The organism is Spongiactinospora rosea (assembly GCF_003315795.1).
GTDB classification, from domain to species: Bacteria; Actinomycetota; Actinomycetes; order Streptosporangiales; family Streptosporangiaceae; genus Spongiactinospora; species Spongiactinospora rosea.
Genome location: NZ_QMEY01000002.1, coordinates 613948 through 633747, shown reverse-complemented (window position 1 = coordinate 633747; position 19800 = coordinate 613948). Strand labels below are relative to the sequence as shown.

The 19800-nt window shown below is 69.9% G+C and carries 15 protein-coding genes; 6 read left to right on the top strand and 9 right to left on the bottom strand.

Annotation, left to right across the window (positions count from 1 at the left end):
• Positions 1-35 precede the first annotated feature (35 nt).
• Entirely contained in the window at positions 36-1901 is a 1866-nt protein-coding gene (locus DP939_RS07980; protein WP_113979942.1) for a hypothetical protein, read from the bottom strand.
• A 190-nt stretch (positions 1902-2091) separates the two neighbouring features.
• Here DP939_RS07980 and DP939_RS07975 point away from each other — a divergent pair, with 190 nt between their 5' ends.
• The 3 genes from DP939_RS07975 to DP939_RS07965 all read left to right on the top strand — a co-directional run bounded on the left by DP939_RS07975 (position 2092) and on the right by DP939_RS07965 (position 4786).
• On the top strand, positions 2092-3609 hold the full coding sequence (locus tag DP939_RS07975) for a hypothetical protein (protein WP_113979941.1): 1518 nt from the start codon (positions 2092-2094) through the stop codon (positions 3607-3609).
• A gap of 9 nt (positions 3610-3618) precedes the next feature.
• Positions 3619-4542: a phosphotransferase family protein gene (locus DP939_RS07970; RefSeq protein ID WP_113979940.1), complete on the top strand. Its 924-nt coding sequence runs from the start codon at positions 3619-3621 to the stop codon at positions 4540-4542.
• A 73-nt stretch (positions 4543-4615) separates the two neighbouring features.
• Entirely contained in the window at positions 4616-4786 is a 171-nt protein-coding gene (locus tag DP939_RS07965; protein WP_225878116.1) for a 3-alpha domain-containing protein, read from the top strand.
• Here the strand turns inward: DP939_RS07965 and DP939_RS07960 are convergent.
• Together DP939_RS07960 and DP939_RS07955 are read right to left on the bottom strand one after the other, a co-directional pair.
• Positions 4750-5880, bottom strand: coding sequence for a winged helix DNA-binding domain-containing protein (locus tag DP939_RS07960; RefSeq protein ID WP_113979938.1), 1131 nt, complete (start codon positions 5878-5880; stop codon positions 4750-4752). The two genes, DP939_RS07965 and DP939_RS07960, sit on opposite strands and share 37 nt — an antisense overlap.
• A 24-nt stretch (positions 5881-5904) precedes the next feature.
• Positions 5905-6639, bottom strand: coding sequence for an alpha/beta fold hydrolase (locus tag DP939_RS07955; RefSeq protein ID WP_113979937.1), 735 nt, complete (start codon positions 6637-6639; stop codon positions 5905-5907).
• A 78-nt stretch (positions 6640-6717) separates the two neighbouring features.
• Between DP939_RS07955 and DP939_RS07950 the strand changes: the two genes are divergently transcribed.
• A complete protein-coding gene (locus tag DP939_RS07950) occupies positions 6718-7692 on the top strand; it encodes a helix-turn-helix transcriptional regulator (protein ID WP_113979936.1) in 975 nt (324 codons plus the stop codon).
• A 52-nt stretch (positions 7693-7744) separates the two neighbouring features.
• Here the strand turns inward: DP939_RS07950 and DP939_RS07945 are convergent, their stop codons facing one another.
• A complete protein-coding gene (locus DP939_RS07945) occupies positions 7745-8245 on the bottom strand; it encodes a GNAT family N-acetyltransferase (RefSeq protein WP_113979935.1) in 501 nt (166 codons plus the stop codon).
• A 58-nt stretch (positions 8246-8303) separates the two neighbouring features.
• Complete coding sequence (locus DP939_RS07940; RefSeq protein ID WP_113979934.1) at positions 8304-9107, bottom strand: crotonase/enoyl-CoA hydratase family protein; 804 nt, start codon at positions 9105-9107, stop codon at positions 8304-8306.
• A 101-nt stretch (positions 9108-9208) separates the two neighbouring features.
• Between DP939_RS07940 and DP939_RS07935 the strand changes: the two genes are divergently transcribed.
• Positions 9209-10555 (top strand): aminotransferase-like domain-containing protein, encoded by a 1347-nt coding sequence (locus tag DP939_RS07935; RefSeq protein WP_113979933.1) that lies wholly within the window; start codon positions 9209-9211, stop codon positions 10553-10555.
• A 3-nt stretch (positions 10556-10558) separates the two neighbouring features.
• Here DP939_RS07935 and DP939_RS07930 read toward each other — a convergent pair whose 3' ends face one another.
• The gene (locus DP939_RS07930; RefSeq protein WP_113979932.1) at positions 10559-11926 is read right to left on the bottom strand and encodes a Dyp-type peroxidase; all 1368 of its coding nucleotides are present in this window, start codon (positions 11924-11926) and stop codon (positions 10559-10561) included.
• Between the two features lie 216 nt (positions 11927-12142).
• Positions 12143-12985: an aldo/keto reductase gene (locus DP939_RS07925; protein ID WP_113979931.1), complete on the bottom strand. Its 843-nt coding sequence runs from the start codon at positions 12983-12985 to the stop codon at positions 12143-12145.
• Positions 12986-13730: 745 nt separating this feature from the next.
• On the opposite strand from DP939_RS07925, the gene DP939_RS07920 reads away from it, so the two are divergent.
• Positions 13731-16874 carry a S8 family serine peptidase gene (locus DP939_RS07920; protein WP_158578500.1) on the top strand — a complete coding sequence of 1048 codons (3144 nt, stop codon included), beginning with the start codon at positions 13731-13733 and terminating at the stop codon, positions 16872-16874.
• 86 nt (positions 16875-16960) lie between these two features.
• Here the strand turns inward: DP939_RS07920 and DP939_RS07915 are convergent, their stop codons facing one another.
• Together DP939_RS07915 and DP939_RS07910 are read right to left on the bottom strand one after the other, a co-directional pair.
• Positions 16961-18109, bottom strand: a complete 1149-nt coding sequence (locus tag DP939_RS07915; protein ID WP_113979929.1) for a chymotrypsin family serine protease — start codon at positions 18107-18109, stop codon at positions 16961-16963.
• Positions 18110-18258: 149 nt separating this feature from the next.
• Positions 18259-19431 carry a chymotrypsin family serine protease gene (locus DP939_RS07910; protein WP_113979928.1) on the bottom strand — a complete coding sequence of 391 codons (1173 nt, stop codon included), beginning with the start codon at positions 19429-19431 and terminating at the stop codon, positions 18259-18261.
• Between the last annotated feature and the right edge of the window lie 369 nt (positions 19432-19800).

Below are 19800 nucleotides of genomic sequence, written 5' to 3'. Positions count from 1 at the left end.
GGTGACTGGCCGCGACGAATGCGCCCGGGGCGGGATCAGCCATCGCAGAGCGCCAGGCGTCCAGTGGTGGCGTTGAAGTGCACGGTGACCAGACGCAACGGCAGGTCCAGCAGGTTCAGCAGGGCGCGGACCCGGTGCTGCTGGACCTCGTAGTAGTCCTCCAGCACGTTCAGGTGGGCGTAGACGGGGTCGGCTCCGGCGAGGACGTCGTTCACCAGGGCGGTGATGTGGCGGTCGGGCCGGTGCGGGTTGGTGACATCCGCGAAGCGGCGGTAGTAGTCCTGCAGGGCCGCGATGGTGGTGTCGTGCCCGCCCGCCGCATTGGCGCGATCATGACGGGACAACAGCGCGGCGGCGTGCTCATGGACGCCGGCGTCGAGCTGGTAGCGGTCGGTGAAATAGGCGTCGAAGCGCTTCGGGGCGCTGCGGTAGATCAGCAACGCGGCTTCGAAGAAGACGCATCCGGTGGTCGCGGCGCCGTCGATGTCCTCGAACAGCTCGCAGTGGGTGCCATCCTCCAGGGGCAGGTACAGGTTGCCGCCGCGCCGCTGCAGGTGGCCCGCCGGTCGGCTGTTGCGCAGCCGCTGGAACAAGGCGACCACGATCGCCCGGATGATCGGGGAGGATTCACAGATCAGGTGCATCGGCACCGGTCCGAAGGTGCGCCGCAGGAACCGGCGGTAGGACTCCGGGGTGAGACGGACCAGGACGTGGTCGTCGTCCATCATCGGCGTCAGCGCGACCGGCCGTCTCTGGCGGGCGGCCAGCATCCCGAGCAGTGCGGCGCCGATCGCGACACCGGCGTCCTGGTCGGCGTCGAGGTCGCGGTCCAGGTGGATGTGCCCGGCTTCCATGCTGACCACTTCCGGGCCGGTGTAGGCGGCGAGCCGTTCGCAGGCCCGCGTGGCCAGGTCCGCCGGGTCGGCGGGGGCGACGGCGGCGGGGGCGGACAGTTCGGCCGCGACGCGCGCGGCTTCGGTCACCACGGCCGAGGTGGGTCCGGTGGAGCGGACCTGGTGGTCGCAGATGGTCGTGGCGGTATCGGGCGGCAGGTGGGTGATGGCGGGCAGCGTGTCGCTGACCCGGCCGAAGGCGTCCCGTCCCGGAGTCCCGGAGGGCTGGTGGCGCCAGGCGACGACGGTGGTGCCGGTGGTGGCGTCGACCTGGGCCACGGCAAGTTCGACGGCGACGCCGAGGCGTTGTTCGTGGCAGTGCGCCCACAGCGCCAGCGCGGCCTCGGCCGGGGTGAGGTATTCCAGCAGGGCGGACAACTCGAAGCGGAACTGACGGCGCAGGCGGCGGCGTTCGCAGCGGACGACCACCCAGTAGTCGGGGCTGACGGTCGGCGAAGCGGTGGTCAGGTCGTCGGCCACCTCCGACTCCACCGCCCCTTCGCTGCGAAGCCAGGGAAGCGGCAGGGCACGACCACGCTGGATCAGCCGGGAGCGGGCGACGATGATCAGCTCTGACAGGACCTTCAACGCGTCCGGCAGCCGGTCCGAACCGCGCAGTCGTCGTAGCGCATGTTCGGCGGCACCGGTGTGCAGACCGAGTTGCCCCAGGTCGACGATGCGGGAGAAGTGCACGAGTTCTTGCTGCAGCTCGCTCGGGAGGCCGGTCACCTCGGCGGTGCCGCGCTCAAGGAAGGCCGCGGTCAGGTCCACCACGTCGACCGGTGCCGCGCCGGTCGCGGCGGCGGTGAGCGCGTCCAGGAAGCAGGCCGGCACCTGCGGGCCGTGCAGCGCGATCAGCGCCACCAGGCGGCGGACCAGACGCTCCAGCGCGCTGTCGAGCGCTTCGGCGGGCAGCGTGGCGGTGGTCGCGTGGTCCAGCGGCGAGTACGCGGCCAACAGGTCACGGCTGGCAACGGTGCGATCCCGGTAGGTGGTGGTGAGGATCATGGCATCTCCCATTGCTCGGAGCTGGGGGATCGATGCCTGCACTCAACACCAATGATGAGGACGTCGCCGACCCCGTACGGCGGGGCGGTCGGTGGTAGAGAGAACACCCCGCCAGGGGTGTTCCGCCGCCCGTGCTCCGCAGTACGGTCCGGGGGTGAGTCGTGCTCGTGCGGGGCAGGAACAGCCTCCGATGGACGATGGCGGCCCGCTGGCCCGGCTTCGGCGGCTCCGCGACGGGATGGCGCGCCGGGGAGCGGCAGGCGACCAGATCGCTGCCGTCCTGATCGAACGTTTCGGCGTCAACCCCAGGGTGGCCTTCCGGCACGCGGCCGGACTGACGCAGTCCCAGGTCGCCGACCGCTACAACCGGAACTGGCCCGCGACCGTGCCCAAGACCCGTAAGGACGTCTCCTATTGGGAGTGCTGGCAAGGCCCCGGGGCGGGCACCTCGGCTTCGGCCCGCGCGCCCTCATACGGCGATCTCATCCGCCTCGCGCAGGTGTACGCGTGCTCGGTGGACGATCTTCTCCTGGGCCCGCGGCGTGGTGCCGATTCGGCCCCGATCGAGGTGTCCTATCAGGTCATCACCGACATCCTGTCGAGTCTGGGGGTGGTCGATTACGCTGAAACTCTCGATGGCGGCGGCGCGGCTTCAATCACGCTCCGAGCCGCCGTCGGTGAAGGGAGCATCACCGTGAGATTGTCCCGTCGCCAATTCACCGAACTGCTGGCCACCGGCGGCCTGGCCGCGCTGCTCCCCGACGACGCCCTGGCGGCCGTGACCGCCGACGCAGGCGTCACCGACGACATGTCCACCTGGCGCAGGACCCTGTCCGCACATCAGGCAGGGCACCATCTGCTGACCCCGCAGGCGCACATCGCGGCGCTCACCGACGTGCTCGCGGACGTCTCCGCGGTGCGCGAGGAGGCTTCGAGCGAGCTGCGCCCGAAGATGCGGCGCATTCAGGCCGAGTACGCCGAGCACATCAGTTGGTTGTGCCGGGAGGCCGGAGACCTCACCTCCTGCTGGCGGTGGGCCGACCGCGCCGCGGGGTGGGCGCTGGAGAGCGGCGACACCGCGATGGGGACCTACATGATGCTCCGCCGCGCCACCGTCGCTCTCGACCATGGCGACCACGTGCGCGCCACCGAACTCGCCCGTGCCGCCCGCCGGACCAAGCACGCCATCCCCGCGGCTCTGGACGCCGCCGCCCAGTTGTACCAGGCCCGCGCCGAGGCGATGACCGGGAAGATCGCGGAGGCTCGGCTGGACGGGGCCGACGAACTGCTGGCGCAGGGGCGGCATCGTGACGATGGCCCCGCCTACCTCCGGTACTACACGCCGGAATTCGGCGAGCTGCAGCGCGCAACCTGCTACGTGACCGCCGGGATGCCGAGCCGTGCGGTGACGATCCTGCAAGCGCGTATCACCAGCCTGCCGAACACCCACCACAGGGATCGCGCCGTTCATCTGGTCCGGCTGGCCACCGCCCACGCCGTGGACCGGGCCCCCGACGCCGCCGCGATCGCCGGTCTGGGCGCTCTCATCGAGGCCCGCCGCGCGGGATCGGTGCCCACCGTCACCGATCTGGAACGAGTGGACGGGATCTTGACGCGTGGCTGGCCCCGCCAGCCCAAGGTCCGGGAGTTCCACGACGCGCTGATCAGCGCCCAGGCGGCCGTCCAACCGAGCCACCCCGCCACCTGAGCTACGCTCATGACCGCCCTCCGGCCTACCTGGGACCAACTTCCCGCGCCTTTGCGCGAAGGGCTGGCGACGCGGCTCGGCACGATCGTCGATGCGCGGACGCAGACCGGCGGATTCACCCCTGGCCTGGCCGCCAGGCTGGTCACGAAGACCGGCGAGTCCATCTTCGTGAAAGGCATCCCCGCCGACCATCCGCTCGCCGATCGGTACCGCTGCGAGGCTGCGACCGTTGGAGCCCTGCCCACGTCGGTCCCGGCACCCGCGCTTCGGTGGACCGACGACATCGCCGGCTGGGTCGTACTCGCCTTCGACGACATCCCCGGCCATCACGCCGACCTCTCACCGAACTCACCGGACGTCGCCCGCGTGGTCACCGCCGTCGCGGGCCTGGCACACACGCTCACCCCTGCCCCGATCACGGCTCCCCGCGCGCAGGTCGAACTCGCCCAGCTGGTCCACGGCTGGGCGGTACTCGCCCAAGACCCGCCAGATGACCTGGCCGGTTGGCCACGACGCCACCTCCACGCCCTCGCCGAACTTGAATCGACCTGGCTCAACGTCGCCGACGGCGACACCATGCTGCACGGTGATCTACGACCGGACAACTTCCTGCTCACCGATCAGGCGACCTGGATCATCGACTGGGCACAACCCTGCGTAGGTGCCGCCTGGATCGACCTGGTCGACCTGGTACCGCACCTCATTCTGGGGGGCCACCCGCCGGCGGATGCCGAGCAGGCGATCGCCGTCCCTCTCTCCTGTCTCGGGGTCGACCCGCGGGTGGTCACCGGCTATGCGGCGGCGTTCGCCGGCTATTGGGCACGGGTGTCGCGGCTTCCGGCTCCACCCGGCGTGCCCCGGCTGCGCGCCTTCCAGGCGCGCGCCGCTCAGGCCGCCTGCGCTTGGACCGCCCACCGAACCGGATGGATATGACCGCGTCACGGTGCGTGCGGTGGGTTGACCGAGTGGGCGACCGCGGCATCTAGCGAATGATCCGGCGACGGGCCTGACCGTCGCCGAGGTCAACCGGGTCATGAACGTGGACCGGCGCGACCTCGACGGTGTACGCCGCCTGCTCACCGCCCGCGCCCACCTCCCCGCCCACTGGGTGGACACCCTCACCGCCCGCCTCGCCGACCGCTACGACGACGACTCCGCCCGCCTGGAGGGCGCCTGACCGGCTCCGCGCGGCCGACCGGTGGGCCGGACAAAGCGGGTGACGGCCGAGACCTCCCTATCGATCAGCGCCTGGACCTGCGGCGACAAGGGCTCGAACGCGTCCACCTGAACACGGCGTCCGGCGTCACGGCGGGTCCATGTGGCGATGGCCAGGCCGTCCGCGATGACCGTGGGGCGGATGACGCCGCCGCCTGACCAGACCCGGCCGAGGTGAGCGGCGGGAACGGACGACTCCCGGGTGCGGTGCCCGACGAGGTAGTCGTCGTAGGCGGGCAGCAGCCGCACATCCGGGGTGGTGGGAATGCCCGGAGATTCCGCTTTCCATCCGGCCGGCACGCTCAGCGTCCCGTACTCGGTGATCGAGCCGGTCCGCGCCAGCGTCTTCCAGGCTCTGCGGGCCAGGGTGACCGGCAGGCCCGACCAGACGGCGAAGTCGTCCACCCCGGCGGGCGCGTGGGCGTGAAGGTAGCGGCGGGCCAGCTCGGCGGCGGCGGTGTCCTCGTCCCACGCCGGGTCCCCGGCGGTGGCCGGCAGCCAGTCGTCGAGCAGGACATACATGGCCTCATCGCCGCGCCGAGGGCCGTGACAGAGAACTCCGGTGAGCGCCGCGTGGCGGATCAGGTGGAACGGCGCCTGCCCCTCCGGTCGAACGCCGGCAGCGGCCAGGTGCTCCGTCAGTTCGGCCCGGGTGAGCGGTCCGTGCGCGGCGAGGACGCGCCGGAGCAGCCGGTCGGCGCGCTCGCGCGTTCCGCCGTCCAGGCCGAGCCGGTGATAGCGGTGGCCGGTCGCGGCGAGGATACGGGGAGCGAACAGCCGCAGCAGCCGGCGGGCATCCGAGCCGGGGACGGTGTGCAGGGTTCCGCGCATGAACCAGCCGCGGACGATGCTCCGATCGTCCTCGTAGGCCGCCCGGACGTCCTCCGCGCTGATGTCCTGTCCCCGTACGCGGATGCCCAGGTCCGCCGCCGCGGCGTCCTGCGCCTGGATGGCGAAGACGCGCCGCACGACGGCCTCGGCGGAGGTCTCCCGGACCCCGTCGGTCAGGGCTTGCGCGTGGGCCCGCATTCCACGGATGAGCTGCTGCGTCAGCATCGGATGTGCCGTCCCCCGGCAGCGTCAGGAAACGGTCGTGTGCAGGACGTCGGCGAGTTCGCCGGGCGCGGACAGCATCGGCCAGTGGCCGGTGGACAGGTCGAATCGCCGCCACGGCGGCTGGTTCATGAACGCCAGCATCGGCACTCCGGCGTCCAGCATCCCTCGGAAGTCGTCGCAGGCGATCACGACGCGGTCCACGCCGGGCCCCGGCTCGGCCAGGCCGGTGAGCCGTTGCTCGTACGTGCCGAACGGCTGGGGCACGGCCTTCGCGCGCATGAGGTCGCGCTGGTCCTCGCCGAGCCCCGCCAAACTGCCGAACGAGCCGAGAACCTCGAAGGACGGCACCGGCAGCCGCCACCCCTCCCCGTGGTCGGCGACCTGCTTGCTCAACTCCTCCGCCGCCTGCGGCGGCATGAGGTCCAGCATGCCCATGCCCTCGGCGAACGGGGCGCTGTCGAGGTAGACCAGACGCTCCAGCCGCGATCCCAGGCGCCCGGCCGCCCCCGTGACGGGAGCGGCGGCGTAGCTGTGCGCCACCAGGGTGACATTCCGCAGGCCGTGCTGGTCGACGGCCGAGACGATGTCGTCGATGTGGGTGTCCAGGTTCGTTTCCGCGGTCGCCTGGCCGGCGCGTTCGCCGAGACCTGTCAGCGTCAACGGCAGCACGGTGTGGCCGCGCTCCCGCAGCGCACGGGTGGTGTCCTCCCAGGCCCAGGCACCGAGCCAAGCGCCGGGAACGAGTACGAAAGCAGCCACGAGATTCTCCCTTTCGAGGTGGTAGGACGAGCGTAGAGTCGATACAGGACAGTTTCCGCCCTGTATAGTGAGTGATCCATGTCTCATCCCCTGACGCGCGTGCTCGCCCTGCTCGAACTCCTCCAGACGCACGCGGGGCTCACCGGCGCCCAGCTCGCCGACCGCCTGGGCACCGACGTCCGCACCGTGCGCCGATACACGGCGCACCTGCGGGAGCTGGGCATTCCAGTGGAGTCCGACCGTGGCCGCTACGGCGGCTACCGGCTGGCCCGCGGCTACCGGATGCCGCCCCTGATGCTCACGAACGACGAGGCGCTAGCGGTCGTCCTGGGCCTGCTCGCCGGCGAACGGCTGGGCATGCACAGCACCGCGCCGGCCGGCGCGGGCGCCCTGGCCAAGGTCGAGCGAGTACTGCCGCAGGCCCTGCGGGAACCGCTCGCCGCCATGCGCGACACCCTGTCGTTCACCGCCGGCACCGTGAACGCCCAGGCCCCCGAAACCGGCGTCCTGCTGGCCCTGGCCCAGGCCTCCCGCTCCCACCAGAGCGTCGCCCTGCGCTACCGGTCATGGCACGAGGAGCACAGCGAACGCGACATCGACCCGTACGGCATCGTCTTCCACTCCGGGCGCTGGTACGTCATCGGCCACGACCACCTCCGCGAGAGCCTGCGCACGTTCCGCATCGACCGGATCGCCTCCGTCACGCCCCGCGACGCCACCTTCACACCCCCCGCTGGCTTCGACCCGGTCGCCCACCTCACCGCCGCCCTGGCGCAGGCCCCCTACCGCTGGGAGGTCGAGGTCCTCATCGACGGCCCTCTCGGCGAGATCGCGCGACGGCTGCCGAAGAGCATCGCCACCCTCACCGCCCGGCCCGACGGCGTCCTGATGCGCGTCCGGGCGGAACGCCTGGACGGCATGGCCCACCTCCTCGCCTCCCTGGAATGGCCCTTCACCATCCACGGCCCCGACGAACTGCGCCAGGCCCTCAAGGACCTGGCGAGCCGGCTCACCGCGGCCGCCGAGCGGCAACCGGGGGCCGTGTCGCGGTAGATCATGGATTCACCGCGACAGCGGCCCGTGTCGTGCACCCGCCGGATGCCGGTCAGGCGGTCGTGAAGGAGATCCACACGTCCGGGGGCACATCAGGCCGGTCCGGGACCGGCCGGCGTTCCTCCGTCCACGAGTCGCCGGCGATCTCGGTGGCCACGCGCCGCCAGAACGCGACGGCCGCCGTGTTGGAGTCCTGGAAGGCGATCTTCCAGGGGCCGGGGTGCCGGGAGATCACCTCCCGCACGACCTCCATCCCGATCCCCGAACGGCGCGCGCCGCGCACCACGAAGAAACTGTTCAGCACACGCGCCGGGCCGGACACCGCGCGGACGAACGAGAACCCGACCGGCCGGTCTCCGCTGGTGAACAGGTAGGCCGCCCAGTCGTCGTCCTCGAACACCGGGCGTAGCCGGTCGCTGTGATAGGTGCCGTCGGGGCTGGGCAGCCCGCCCTGGAAGTCCGCCATATCGTGGCGGAACATGAGCCAGAGCCGCTCGACGACGGGACGGTCCGCGGCGTTCACGGGACGCACGGTCGCTTGAAGAGTGGTCATACGAACAGATTCGGCCGGAAGCGAATCCGGCCGTATGGATGAAGCCAGCAGATCACGTTCACAACCTGACCACCTGCCCCACTGAGGTGCCGGTCCGGCCCTTCCGGTCCAGGAAGCGGTCCAGACCGGCCCGGACGCCCTCGGTGGGGACGGTGGCCGCGAAGGAGGCCGCCTCGACGGCCAGGGCCTCGTCGATGGGGAGGTTGAGGCCGCGGGTGACCGCGCGCAGGCACGCCGTCACCGCCGTGGGCGCGTGCCGTACCACGCGGGCGGCCAGGTCGCGGGCCGCGCCGAGCAGGTCGGCGGCCGGTACGACGGCGTTGACCAGGCCGATCTCGGCCGCCCTGGCCGCAGGGATGGGGTCGCCGGTGAGGATCATCTCCAGCGCGCGCTTGCGTCCGACGTGCCGGGGCAGCCGCTGCGACCCGCCGAACGGCGGCGGGAAGCCGAGCGTGATCTCCGGCTTGGCGAACCGCGCGTGCTCGGCGGCGACGGCCAGCGGGGCGGCCTCGACGATCTCGCAGCCGCCGCCGTACGCCAGGCCGTTGACCGCGACGATCACCGGCTTGGGGAACTCCTCGACGCGCCGGGTCAGCCCGTGGCCGCGCCGGACGATCTCGCGCAGCGCCCGTTCCGGGCCGCCCGCGATGCTGGCGGCCAGTGACGGGATGTCGGCCCCCGCGCTGAACGCCCTGCCGCCCGCGCCGGTCAGGATGACTGCGTGCACGGAGTCGTCGGCCTCGGCGCGGTCGAGTTCGGCGAGCAGCGCGTCGATCAACGGGTAGTCCAGGGCGTTGAGCTTGTCCGCCCGGTCGAGGGTGAGGGTGAGCAGGTCGCCTTGGTGGTCGCGCCGGACGCTCATGCCGGGTGCTCCGTTTCGCCGGGGACGTGAACGCGTCCAGGCTAGGAGCGCCGATCCAGGACGATCCAATCATCGTCCTGGATACACATAGGCTCGGGAGCATGCGCTCGCCGTCGTACAAGGCCATCGTCGAGGAGTTCGCCGCGGACATCAGGTCCGGCGCGCTGCCGGGCGGCACCCGGCTGCCGCCGCACCGCGCGCTGGCCCGCAGCCGGCGGATCGCGCTCGCCACCGCCACCCGGGTGTACGCCGAGCTGGCCGCGCTGGGGCTGGTCGTGGGGGAGCCGGGGCGGGGCACGTTCGTGCGGGCGCTGTCCGGCTACGACGGCCTGGACCCCTCCCGCGCGCTGCCGGTGCCGCGCGTGGCCGACCTGTCGTTCAACCAGCCGCTGGCCCCCGGCCAGGGCGACCTGCTGCGGCGGTCGCTGCGCGCGCTGGCCGCCTCGGGCGACGCCGAGGCGCTGCTGCTCCAGCACCCGCCGGGCGGGCGCGGGCAGGACCGGGCGATCGTGGCCACCTACCTGCTCGGCCGCGGGATCGACACCGTACCGGACACCGTGCTGCTGACCAGCGGCGCCCAGCAGGCCCTGGACACGGTGCTGCGCGGCCTGGCCCGTCCCGGCGACGTCGTGGCCGTGGACGCGCTCAGCTATCCCGGCATCAAGCTGCTGGCCGCCGCGCACGGTCTCGATCTCGCGCCGATACCCGTGGCCGTGCCGCCGACCGGGCCCGGCCCCGATCTCGACGCGCTCGACGGGCTCTGCCGTACCCGGCGGGTGCGCCTGATCTACGCCATCCCGACCGTGCACAACCCGCTCGGCTGGGTGCTCGATCACGAGCAGCGCGCCCGCCTGGCCGCCATCGCCCGCGCGCACGACTGCGTGATCGTCGAGGACGGCACGTACGCGTTCCTGGAGGCGGCCCCGCCGCCGCCGGTGCAGGCCCTCGCCCCCGAGCGCACCTGCTACGTCGCCGGGCTGTCGAAGAACGTGGCGACCGGGCTGCGGTTCGGCTTCGCCGTGGTGCCGCCCCGGTACGCCGGGGCGATCACCAGGGCGCTGCGCGCGGCGGCGTGGGGCGCGCCCGGGCTGATCACCGCGCTGGTCACCGGCTGGCTGGCGGACGGCACGGTCGAGCGCCTGGAACGCGCCCGCCGCGAGGACGCCGCCGCCCGCCAGGAGATCGCCAGGGACGTACTGGCCGGGGTGCGCGTCACCGCGCACCCCGCCTCTTACCTGGTGTGGCTGGAGCTCCAGCCGCACCAGCGCCCCGACCGGGTGGCGGACGCGCTGGCCGGGGCGGGCATCCTCGTCTCGACCGCCGACGCCTTCGCCACCGGGGCGTACCGGCCGCACGCGCTGCGGCTGGCCCTCGGCACACCGCCGCGCGACGAACTCGCCCCGGCGCTGCTCAGGCTGCGGCGGACTCTCGACGAGATCCCGATGTGACGCCTACAGGCCGCGCAGATAGGCGAGGGACGGCATGAAGAAGTACTCGCCGCCCTTCATGGTGATCGTCTGCGCCACCTGCGGGATCGGGGACGACAGCTCCGGCTGCCCCCAGACCTTGGGGAACGTCACCTTGATGTCCCGCTCCCCCTGGCCGATCACCGGATCGTGGCCGGTGCCCGGGACCTGGAAGTCCGGCGCGTTGGCCCACTTCTCCTGGGTGAACTCGAACTGCTTACTCAGTTCGCCGTTGAAGGACATGAACAGCAGCCCGACCCCCGTGCTCGGCCGGTTCTCCGGCGGGGAGTCGTCGGTCGGGTCGTCGGTGCGCACGCCGTACGTCTGCCCGCGCCGGACCATCAGCACCTCCCGCCCGAACGACCGCGGGTTGCTCTTGCGGATGTGGCTGCTGAACGGGCACTTGCTCCCCGGGTCGGCGTCGAAACTGAAATCGTTGCTCACCGGCCCGCCCGCGGGCAGCGGCTTGTCGGTCAGCGGCGTGCCGTCGCGGAAGCGGCCGAACAGCATCGCCCCCGCCCGCTCGCGGTCCGCGCCGACCAGGCCGAGTTCGTCGGCGAGGTCGCGTTCGATCTGCTGGAACGCCCGGACGTCCTGTTCCAGCTTGCGGAACACGAAGTAGCTGCCGTGGTGGGCGACCGGATTGGGCGCGAGCGGGTCTTGGAGCAGGATGTTCTCCAGCGGGAGAAACGGGTCCCAGTGCTCCTTCGGCTCCTTGTCCACCTCGTCCTTGAGGAACAGCGGCTGGCTGCGGCCGTCCACGTAGCCGAAGTGCTCGATGCCCTCACCGGCGGCGTTGTGCATGCCCCGGCCGGTCTCCTCGCCGAGCACCCGGGCCGACCGGGGCAGCTCGGCGATGATCTCCCTGCGGAGCCGCGCGACCGGTTCGGGCCGGGCGTCACCGATCAGGATCACGGCGTGGATGTCACGCTGGTAGGCGTGCTCCCATTGGTCGGCGGGCGGGTCGTTGACCACGGCCACCCGCTGCTTCATTCCGTCGTGAAATACCACGTCGGTGAACTTTTGTACCTCTTCTGCCGAATGTCCGAGATCCCGGTATCCGGCCTTGCTCATACCGACCCCCACATAAGGAGTGCCGCGCTTGCCGCTAAGATTGAAGTCGCGCACTTCGGCGAGGTGCTTACGCGCCGACTTCACCCTCCTGGCCAGCCCGCGAAGAAACCGGCGGCCCTCTCTGGCGTTGTTGAACCGTACGAACAGCACGGACAGGTGCTCGCGCACGTGGGCGCGCAGGATGTTCGCCTGCAGATTGTCGAGCATCGCCTTGGTGTCCGGGTCGAGCGTGGCCGAATCCCAGGCCAAGGGTTGATCGTTTTTCAGGTCGACGGGCATGCCGTCTCCTTTCCCCCTGTGTTGATGCGTGCGATTTCACCCACTGGGTGTAACCGGGCCCCCTACGCATTCCCCACACATTAAGACTCCCGGGGGAGCGGATTTGTTTCCGCAATTCGGGAAATCTCGCTTTTTTCTTTTGTGGCTATAATGCCGGAGGGGTCGCCGCCCCTCGCCGATGTCGTCCCGGCGCGACCCCCGCGGCGTGGGGGGCCGTCAGCCGAGCTTGGCCAGCCGGTCGAACTGCTCGTCGCTCAGCCGTACGTCGGCCGCGCCCATGTTCTCCTCAAGGTGCGCGATCGACGAGGTGCCCGGGATCGGGCACATGATCGGCGACCGGTGCAGCAGCCAGGCCAGCGACACCTGTACCGGCGTCGCGCCGACCTCGGCCGCGACCTCCGCGAGCGGGCCGGTGCGGGCGGCGTGCGCGCCGGAGGCGACCGGCTCCCAGGGTACGAACATCAGGCCTTCGCGCGTGCAGTGGTCCACGACGTCCTCGTCCGTGCGTGAGTACACGTTGTACTGGTTCTGGACGCCGACGATCTCGACCGTCCGGCGTGCCTCCTCGATCTGCGCGACCGACACCTGCGACAGCCCGACATGCCGGACCTTGCCCTCGTCCCGCAACCGCGCCAGCACCCCGAACTGGTCGGCGGCCGGGACCTTCGGATCGATACGGTGCAGCCAGAACAGGTCGATGACCGGCAGGCGCAGCCGCCGCAGGCTCAGCTCGACCTGCTGGCGTAGGTACTCCGGCCGCCCGAGCGCCACCCACTCGCGGGGCGAGGGCCGGGACTGCCCCGCCTTGGTGCCGATCAGCAGCCCCGCCGGGTACGGGTGCAGCGCGCGGGCCAGCATCTCCTCGCTGGTGCCGGGCCCGTAGGAGTCGGCGGTGTCGATGTGGTTCACGCCCAGCTCGACCGCCCGCCTGGCCACCGCCAGCGCCGATGCCTCGTCGGCGGGAGGTCCCCAGGAGTGCGGGCCGGTCAGGTGCATCGCGCCGAAGCCCAGCCGGTTGATCTCCAGGCCGTCCCCGATGGTGATCGTGCGCGCTGTCATGTCAGGTCCATTCTTCACGGGTGCGTCTCGTCGGCATGCGTACTGACTCGATCATGCACGGTCCGTCGCCGCGCCCGCATGGAATCGGGCACACCCAACACGCGGAATCGGCCGTGCCCCGGCCGCATGAGCAGTGCGCCCGGGGCTCGTGGCCGCCCTGGGGGGCGGCCCGTGTCCGTATCGCGCGGCGCGTATCGCCGGAAATGGCGGCCGTCATGACGCGGCCCGGCCCAACAATGGCACTCTCCGTGGTTTTACTATTGTAAAAAGCAATGGTGAGCGGCCATGTCGTGACTCCTTGACATATCCCGGTATGGAGATTCGGCCGTACGGTCATGACGATTGGAGTGATTTGTGCTAGGAGTGGAAGGTCGCCTTGGTAATTAGGCGACGATGAGCCGACAGGAGGACCTGTGTCTCACCCCCCACAGAACCAGGTCTCGGCAGCGAGCGTGTTCATGCCGCCGATTCCTTGCACGACGCGCGACCTCGGAGCGCGCCGATGATACGGAAAACGATTACCGCAACAATTGGCCTGGTCACCGCGGTCGGACTCGGCTTACCGCCGGGCTCGGCGAACGCGGCCCCGACACAGAGCGCCATCAATCGCGCACTCGGCGATTCCGCGCTGGCAGCTCGGATCCCCTGCCAGTTCGAGAATTCGCTATCGGAGTCCGGCCCGCGTTCGACCGCCACGAAATCAGTGGAGGATGTCAAGCCGCGACTACCCGCTTTCGTCACCCTGGTGACCGGAGACCGGGTCAAGCTCTACGCTCAAGGCGAATCGGGCCCCACTTACGAGATCGAGCCCGGGCCCGGCAGGGACAAAGTACGGTTCACCGCTCAGGAACGCGATGGTCACCTGAGCGTTTACCCGGCCGACGCGCTGCCGCTCGTCGGGCGCGGGCTCGTGGACAAGCGCCTGTTCGACGTCACGCAGCTTGTGGCGTGGGGCTACGACGACTCGCGCAGTGCGGAGGTGCCCCTGATCGTCCGGTCGCCTGCGGTGCCGCGCCTCACCGCCAAGGCGGCCAAGACCGGCTGGCGCAGCGAAGCGCTCGACCTGTCCGGGGTGAAGGTCACCAAGGACGGCGCGGAGCAGGCGTGGAAGCAACTGACGGCGGGTGCGTCGGCCCGCTCGCTGGCCTCGGGCGTCACCAAACTGTGGCTGGACGGCAAGCGCACGCCGTACCTCGCGGAAAGCGTCAAGCAGATCGGCGCCCCTGCCGCCTGGCAGCGCGGCCTGACCGGCAAGGGCGTGACGGTGGCCGTGATCGACAGTGGCTACGACGAGCGGCACCCGGACCTGGCGGACAGTGTCACCGCCAAGGCGGATTTCACCGGCACCACTGGTGGTGTCCAGGACGAAATGCACGGGCACGGCACCCACCAGTCTTCGATCATCGCCGGCTCCGGGAAGGCGTCGGGGGGCAAGTACCGGGGAGTCGCGCCGGACGCCAAGCTCGCCATCGCGAAGGTGGCATGCTCTGATGGATACACCGACTCCTACGCTCTCCGGGGAATGGACTGGGCCGCGGGCGAGGCCAAGGCCAAGATCGCCCTGTTGAGCCTCGGCACGACGTTCGACAGCCAGATCCCCGACCTGCTCGAAGAGGCGGTCAACACCCTGACCGAGGTGTACGGGACGCTGTTCGTCGTCGCCGCCGGCAACTACGGTCCGGGCAAGACCACGCTTGGCAGCCCCGGCAGCGCGGACGCCGCGCTCACCGTCGGCGCGGTCTCCAAGAGCGACAGGCTGGCCGACTTCTCCTCTCGCGGGCCACGTGCCGGCGATCACGCGGTGAAGCCGGACATCACCGCGCCCGGGGTGGCGATCACCGCGGCGATGATCGTTGGAACCGGCCCGGAGAATGGCCAGTACTCGGCGGAAAGCGGCACGTCCATGGCCGCGGCGCACGTCGCGGGCGCGGCGGCGCTGCTCGCCGAGGCGCATCCGGACTGGACGGCGGAGCAGTTGAAGGGTGCCCTGATCGGGACCGCGGTGCCCAACCCGGAGAACGGCCCCTATGAGCAGGGGGCCGGGCGCGTCGATGTGGACGCGGCGACCAAGCTGAACGTAACGGCCACGCCGGGCAACGTGTGGACGACACTGCCATACGGTGAGGACGCCCCGGTCAGGAAGACGATCACCTACACCAACTCGGGCGACCGGACGGTCTTCCTTGACCTGCGCATGGAGAGCGCCCAGCCGGGTGTCGCCCTGCCGGCCGGGCTGCTCAAGCCGTCGGCGCAGCAGATCAAGGTGCCCGCGCACGGTCAGGCGACGGTGACGCTGGACATGGCACGCGCGGACGTCGAACCCGGCGAGTATCCGGGCGTCCTCGTGGCGTCGTCCGGCCAGGACGTCGTGCTGCGGACGCTGGCCGGGACGTATGTCGAGCCCGAATCGTACGACGTCGACTTCAGATTCATCGACCGCAACGGTGATCCCGCGATCTGGTCCGAGGCGCTGGTGTACAGCCTGGAGCGCAACTGGGTGGAGTACGTTCCGCTCAGCCAGGGCGAGGGCAGCGTCAGGCTGCCGGCGGGAGACTGGACGATGCAGGGAGGGGTCCACAACTACATATCGGGCGAGACCTACGACGTCATCTCGCACGAATCGATCAAGGTGGACGCTGACCACCGTGAGGTGGTCGTGGACGCCCGGGACGGGAAAGCCGTCAAGTTCGGTCTGGACGACCCTGACGGTTTCCAGGACTCGTCCCTGAACACGGTCACGACCCACTTCGGGGGCGAGCGCTTCTTCAGGTCGATGTACAACGGCACCATCGGGGGGCTTCCAATAGGGGAGTTCTACGTCATCCCCTCAAAGGTGCCTGATCTCACCTACCAGATGCATAACGCGTGGTCCAGGCTGGGCGGCGCCGATGCTGTGCGGTATGACCTGGTCAAGGAGCATTCGGGCGGCCTGCCGGACGACCCGGTGTACGACTTCGAGGTCAAGGACCTGGCGAAGATCACCATGACGATCCGGGGATCGGGCGTACCGGCCCACGGGGCGGCTGTCGCAGTGGGGCCCGCGGGGATGGGCGTCCAGTCCACCAGGGCGCGGGTGCCGGGCACTCTGATCAACTACCGCACGTTCGTACTCGGTCAGAGGTGGGACACCGTGATGCATGTGGGGCCCACTCACTCCATCTTGAGCTTGGGCAATTTCCTCCGAGGGAAGACGGCCAGTGAGACGTGGAACCAGGCCGTCCTCGGTCCGGGTCTCCAACTGGGCGACCTTGTCATAGAAGGCAATGATCTGCACTACTCGGGCGGCCGTCAGTTCGCCGACCCGGTGACCCGGCGGACCGGATTCGAATGGATGAGCGAGGGCGAGGTGTCGCTCAGGTCGGGCGGCAAGCTGCTCAAGCACCTTCGCTGTTCGGATCTCCGGCTGGGACTGCGGTGCGGCTTCGTGGCCAGACTGCCTGACGAGCTCGCGTCGTACACACTGACGGAGGTCAGCACCCGGCCCACGACGTACGCCTCGCTCGCGACTCGGGTGGAGACGAGCTGGACCTTCGACGGGGAGAAGACCCCGGTGCCCTGGGCGGTCCGCCGCCTCGCCGCGCGAATCTTCCCGGCCGGACTGGACGAGCTGAACCGGGCCAAGCGCACCGTGACCGTTCCGATCGCCATTCGCCTTGACTGTCCCGAATGCCTGGCCACCGTGATAAAGCGGATTACCGTGGAGGCGTCCTACGACGACGGAAAGACCTGGCAACCGCTCCAGGTCCGCGGCTCGGGATTGATGGACCACGCGGTCATGCTGAAACCACCCGCGAGGGGGGATTATGTATCCCTTCGGGTGAACGCCACCGCGACCGACGGCAAAGGACTCACCCAAACGGTCATCCGCGCCTTCGGGCTCAAGGATTGACCGTAGAATACCGTTCGCGCTGAGAACGAGTGCCCCCGCCCCGGGAACCTGCTGGGGCGGGGGCGTCGTTCAGTTCGCCGGAAGGGTCACTGCGTCAGCACACTGACACCGAAGTCGGTGATAGCGGTGGAAACCGGCTGGAACAGCAGTTTCGCCCCGATAATGGCGCTGAGCGAACCCTTGGCCATCGCCCCATTGCTCCCGTACAGCGTGTAGATGGGAGTGCCGCTGGCCCCCCGGGTGGGGGGCAGGCCACCGAGCAGGGTGGCCTCGAGCAGGTGGGTGACGGTGGTGGCCTCGCCGCGGGAGTTCGGGATCATGACGGTGAAGACGTTCCCGGTCACCTGGTAGGTGGCGGCCCCGATCGCCGCGCCGCCGGCGGTGACCACCTCACCGGTGTAGATGTACTCCCAGCCCTTGACCGGCAGGTCGGGATCGATCTGCCCTTCGGCGGCCGTGGGGATCAGCAGCAGATCGTGTCCGGCGTTCTTCTCGGACACGGTGCCGACCACCTGGCCGTTCTGCTGGAACTCATCGCCCACCTCGGCGCAGTGCCCGGCGGTCAGGAGGTAGGTCTGGTTGTCCTTGGTGACCGGAAATCCGCTGGTGCACGTGCTGTCCGGGGTCGCGGTGACGTTGGTGATGGGCTCCCCGGCGTGGAAGGGCGGGCCCGAGGCCGGGATGGGAACGTCGCGCTCCTCGGTCGTGTACGGCACGTTCACCGGCGGCAGGCCCAGGTTGTTCCGGTCGGCGTTCTTGCGGATGAGCACGATCAGGCCACTGGAGTCGGGGGCGATCCCCACTCCGATGACCGGCCCGGTCATGTTCGCCTCGATGTGCCGGCCGATGATCTCGACCTGGCTCCTCAGCTCGGCCAGTGAGTAGGCGGCGGGCCGGATCTCGACCGGGGCGTGCCGGCGTGCCTCGGCCAGTGTGGGGTTCAGGGACGCGGGCGGGGTGCCCTTCCAGAACAGGTGCAGGGCGGTGTCGGTCACGACGATGTTGCCGTAGCCACTGTTCGCGCCGTTCTCCACGGCGGTGCGGATGATCCGCGCGGCCTTCAGTACGCCCTCGCGGTCCGCGGCGCTCTTCGCCGGCCGCGGAATCTGGTAGGTGATCCTGTGCGCGCCCGGTTCGGGGTCCGGGATCGGGCTCGCCATCGCGCCGGTGGCGGACAGGGTGAGTCCGGCGGTACCGGCCAGCGCGATGACCGCGAAAGTAAGTCTGCTGCGCACCGGAGTTTCCTTTCGGAAAAGAAGTGGGGGGAATTGAAAGGTCCCCGGCGAGCGGAGAGGCGACCCGCCGGGGAGGGTGACTGGGATCAGCCGGTCATTGGAATGGTGTTATGCGTGGATTTTCTTCAGCGTTGTGCGCGGATGAACGGTCAGTTCGTCAGCGGGGAGACGCCGAAGTCGGCGATCGCGTTGGTGAACGGCGCGAAGAAGAGCCGGTTGCCACTGACCGCGGAAGCCGAGCCCTTGGCGGCCACCTTCACACCGAAGTCGGTGAAGATGGGCGCGCCACTGTCGCCACCGGTCGCCGGCGGCAGGCCGTTGATCTGGGCCGCCTCGATCTGCTGGGTGATGGTGGTGAGGACACCGAAGGTGTCCCGGACCGTCAGGGTGTAGACGTAGCCGGTCACCTGCAGGTTGGCGACCGTGCCGCTGCCCGCGCCGGAGGACTTCACGAGCTCGCCGACGTAGACGTAGTCCCAGCCCGCGACGGCCCGCTTGTTGTTGGTCGTAGCGGTACCGTCGTAGATGTTCCCGGCCGAGTTGGCCTGGACCAGCAGCAGGTCGTGCGCCGTGTGCTTCTCGGTCGCCGTGCCCACCGTGGTGGCGCCGTTCTTGAACTGGTTGCCGACGTTGCCGCAGTGCCCGGCGGTCAGCAGGTAGGTCTGGCTGTTCTTGGTCACCGGGAACCCGCCGGTGCAGGTGTACTGCGCCCCGGGCGCCTGGTTGGAGAGGACGTTGCCGCCCGAGAACGGGGCCGTGTCCGCCTGACGCGAGGTCAGCTCGGGCACGGCGCTCTTCTCGGTCGTGTAGTCCACGCTCAGCGACGGGATGCCGAGGTTGCCGGGGTTGGCGTTCTCCCGGATGAGCAGGATGAGGCCGCTCGCGTCAGGAGCGAACCGCACCCCGATGACCGGGCCTTCGAGGTCGTTCTTGATGTCCTGCGCGACGAGCTCGGCCTGGGCTCGCAGCTCGGCGTCCGAGTAGTCGGCGGGCAGGACCTCGACCGGGGCGTTGTCCCGGGCCGAGGCGAGGTACGGGTTCAGGCTGAGGGGCGTCTGGCCCTTCCAGAAGAGGTGGACGCCGTCGCCGCTCACGACAATGCTGCCGTAACCGGAGTTGACGCCGTCCTCCACGGCACCGCGAAGGATCTTCGCGGCCTTCTGGACGGCCTCGGGGTCCACGGCGCTCTTCGCCTGGCCCGAGATCTGATAGGTGGACGCCGACGTGTCACCGCCGGCCTTGAGGGTGTGCGCCTGGCTGGCGGTCGCACCGGCCATCGGCAGGGCGAGCCCGGCCGCAGCGGCGAACGCGACTAACGTCAAAGACAGTCTCTTACGCACCGAGTAGTCCTTTCGGAATCTCACATGGGCGTATTACCCGTGTAACGGATCCCTGCCTCTCCGAAACGCCGATTCCATGAACGGCATGCAAAGGCAGGGCGAACGACGGTTACTTGATGACCACTCCCCGATATGACCGTTCGGCCTAATGGCTGCTGTCCCGGATCAGACAGTACATAGACATGCCGAAATCTTCAAACAAGTTCGGGCGGTGGCCTAACTGGCAATTTTTATCGTCCCGCTTACCTCTGAACCGATTCGTCAGGATATCCCTGCGACGGGAAGTGCTCTACTCCAGTAAGGGTAAGCAAACCTTACCCGCAAGGTAAGTAACGATCACCGAGGGAATTG